This window comes from Nocardia abscessus NBRC 100374 (assembly GCF_000308455.1).
Classification (GTDB): domain Bacteria; phylum Actinomycetota; class Actinomycetes; order Mycobacteriales; family Mycobacteriaceae; genus Nocardia; species Nocardia abscessus.
On record NZ_BAFP01000112.1, the window covers coordinates 1 to 3,061 of the forward strand.

1 protein-coding gene is annotated in these 3,061 nt (G+C 67.8%); it reads right to left on the reverse strand.

The genetic code is table 11. The annotated features are described in order from the left end of the window. Nucleotides 1–2,797, reverse strand: a 2,797-nt coding sequence (secA, locus tag ON19_RS23310; protein WP_051169216.1) for a preprotein translocase subunit SecA, incomplete at its 3' end; no start/stop codon positions are given. Between the last annotated feature and the right edge of the window lie 264 nt (nucleotides 2,798–3,061).

Consider the following 3,061-nt stretch of genomic DNA (forward strand, 5'->3'; position numbering starts at 1 on the left):
CGCGGCGGGTGGGCTGCGGACCGCCGTCCGCGCCGTACTCTTCGGCGTCGCTGTGCACCGCTGCCCGGCCGCCCTCGTCGGGCCCGGAGTAGCTGAAACCGCGCGGGGCGGTGTCATCGATGCCCCTGGCGCGCAGGGCCGCCGGTGCGGCGTGCCCGTTCGCGGCAGGCGCCTCCTCGGTGGGCAGCGGACGCGGGGCGGCCATCGCGCCGACCGGCGAACGCAGGCCGGGGCCGACCTCGACGCCTTCCGGCTGCGGCTGCTGCACCTCGACCGGCAGGTTGAACAGGAAGCCGACCGACTCCTCCTTGAGGCCGTCCAGCATGGCGGTGAACATGTCGAAGCCCTCGCGCTGGTACTCCACCAGCGGATCGCGCTGCGCCATCGCGCGCAGGCCGATGCCCTCCTTGAGGTAGTCCATCTCGTAGAGGTGCTCGCGCCACTTGCGATCCAGCACCGACAGCAGCACCTGGCGTTCCAGATTGCGCATGCTGCCCTCGCCCGCGAGGCCGTCGATCTCGGCCTCCCGGCGCTCGTAGGCGTCGTGCGCGTCGTCCAGGAGTGCTTCGAGCAGTTCCTCGCGGGTCAGCTCGCCCGCCTCACCGACCTCGGTCTCGCCGGTCAGGTCCCGGTAGTCCAGGCTCACCGGGTACAGCGTCTTCAGCGCTGTCCACAGTTTCTCCAGATCCCAGTCCTCGACGTAGCCCTCGGAGGTGGCGCCGTCCACGTAGGCGCTGACCACATCGGTGATCATGCCCTGGACCTGGCCCTCCATGTCCTCACCGCGCAGGATCCGGTTGCGCTCGCCGTAGATGACGGTGCGCTGCTGGTTCATCACCTCGTCGTACTTGAGCACGTTCTTGCGGATCTCGAAGTTCTGCTGCTCGACCTGTGTCTGCGCGCTCTTGATGGCCTTGGACACCATCTTCGCCTCGATCGGCACGTCGTCGGGCAGGTTCAGCCGGGTCATGATCGCCTCCAGAGCGGCCCCGTTGAACCGCCGCATCAGCTCGTCGCCCAGCGACAGGTAGAAGCGGGACTCGCCCGGGTCGCCCTGGCGACCGGAGCGGCCGCGCAACTGGTTGTCGATGCGGCGCGACTCGTGCCGCTCGGTGCCGAGCACGTAGAGGCCGCCCGCATCGCGGACCGCGTCGGCGTCCTCGGCGGTCTGGGCCTTGACCTGGTCCAGCGTGGGCAGCCAGGCGCGCTCGTACTCCTCCGGCGTCTCGACCGGGTCGAGACCCTGCTTGCGCAGCAGGATGTCGGCGATGATGTCCGGGTTGCCGCCGAGCACGATGTCGGTACCGCGACCGGCCATGTTCGTCGCGACGGTCACCGCGCCCGGCCGACCGGCCTCGGCGATGATCTCCGCTTCCTTCTCGTGGAACTTCGCGTTCAGCACGTTGTGCGGGATGCCGCGCTTGGTGAACTGCTTGGACAGGTACTCCGAGCGCTCGACGCTGGTGGTACCGATCAGCACCGGCTGGCCGTTCTCGTGCCGCTCGGTGACGTCGTCGACCACGGCGGAGAACTTGGCCTCCTCGGTCTTGTAGATCAGGTCGGACTGGTCGGCGCGGACCATCGGCTTGTTGGTCGGGATGGGCACCACGCCGAGGTTGTAGATCTGGTGCAGCTCGGCGGCCTCGGTCTCGGCGGTACCGGTCATGCCGGAGAGCGTGTCGTAGAGGCGGAAGTAGTTCTGCAGCGTGATGGTGGCCAAGGTCTGGTTCTCCGGCTGGATCTCCACCCCTTCCTTGGCCTCGATCGCCTGGTGCATGCCCTCGTTGTAGCGGCGCCCGACCAGGATGCGGCCGGTGAACTCGTCGACGATGATCACCTCGCCGTCGCGGACGATGTAGTCCTTGTCGCGGGTGTAGAGCTCCTTGGCCTTGATGGCGTTGTTCAGGTAGCTCACCAGCGGCGAGTTCGCGGCCTCGTACAGGTTGTCGATGCCGAGCTGGTCCTCGACGAACTCGACGCCCGCTTCGTGCACGCCGATGGTGCGCTTCTTGATGTCGACCTCGTAGTGCAGGTCCTTCTTCAGCAGCGGCGCGATGCGCGCGAACTCGGCGTACCACTTCGAGGAGGCGTCGGCCGGGCCGGAGATGATCAGCGGGGTGCGGGCCTCGTCGATGAGGATGGAGTCGACCTCGTCGACGATGGCGAAGTTGTGCCCGCGCTGCACCAGGTCGTCCAGCGAGTGGGTCATGTTGTCGCGCAGGTAGTCGAAGCCGAACTCGTTGTTCGTACCGTAGGTGATGTCGGCGTTGTAGGCCGCTCGGCGCTGGGCCGGGCTCATGCCGGAAAGGATCACGCCGACCTCGAGGCCGAGGAACCGGTGCACGCGGCCCATCCACTCGGAGTCGCGCTTGGCCAGGTAATCGTTGGTGGTGACGACGTGCACGCCGTCGCCGCTGATCGCGTTGAGGTAGGCGGGAAGCACCGAGGTCAGGGTCTTGCCCTCACCGGTCTTCATCTCGGCGATATTGCCGGTGTGCAGCGCGGCGCCGCCCATGATCTGCACCTTGTAGTGCTTCTGGCTGAGCACGCGCCAGGACGCCTCACGCGCGACCGCGAACGCCTCGGCCATCAGCTGGCCGAGCGGATCGCTCGCGCCCTCTTCGACCATCTCGGCGTAGCGCTCGCGGAACTCGTCGGTCTTGGCCCGCAACTCCGCGTCGCTGAGATCCTCGTAGTCCGATTCGAGGGCGAGGACCTGGTCGGCGAAATGCGAGAGCCGCTTGACTATGCGGCCCTCACCGATCCGTAGCAACCTCGTCAGTGTCAGCGCAGGCACGGGTCTCGTCAGTCCTCTGGTCGGTGTGTCAAAACGTGTCGTCGGCCCCCGGGCCGGTGCGGCCCACGCGGTTGCGCGGAATCCGCTGCATGCTTCATGGTAATGGTCCGGCCGATGTGCAGCCCTGCAGGCTGTGTTTGTTTTTCCAGCGCCTGCGGCGCTGGGTGTTCGCGGCCCTCTTGTGGCTCGCGTCCGAGCGACCGCCGCTGGCGACTGCGTCGCGGACGCGGCGGCCGCTCGGACGCGAGCCGGGCCGCGAACGGC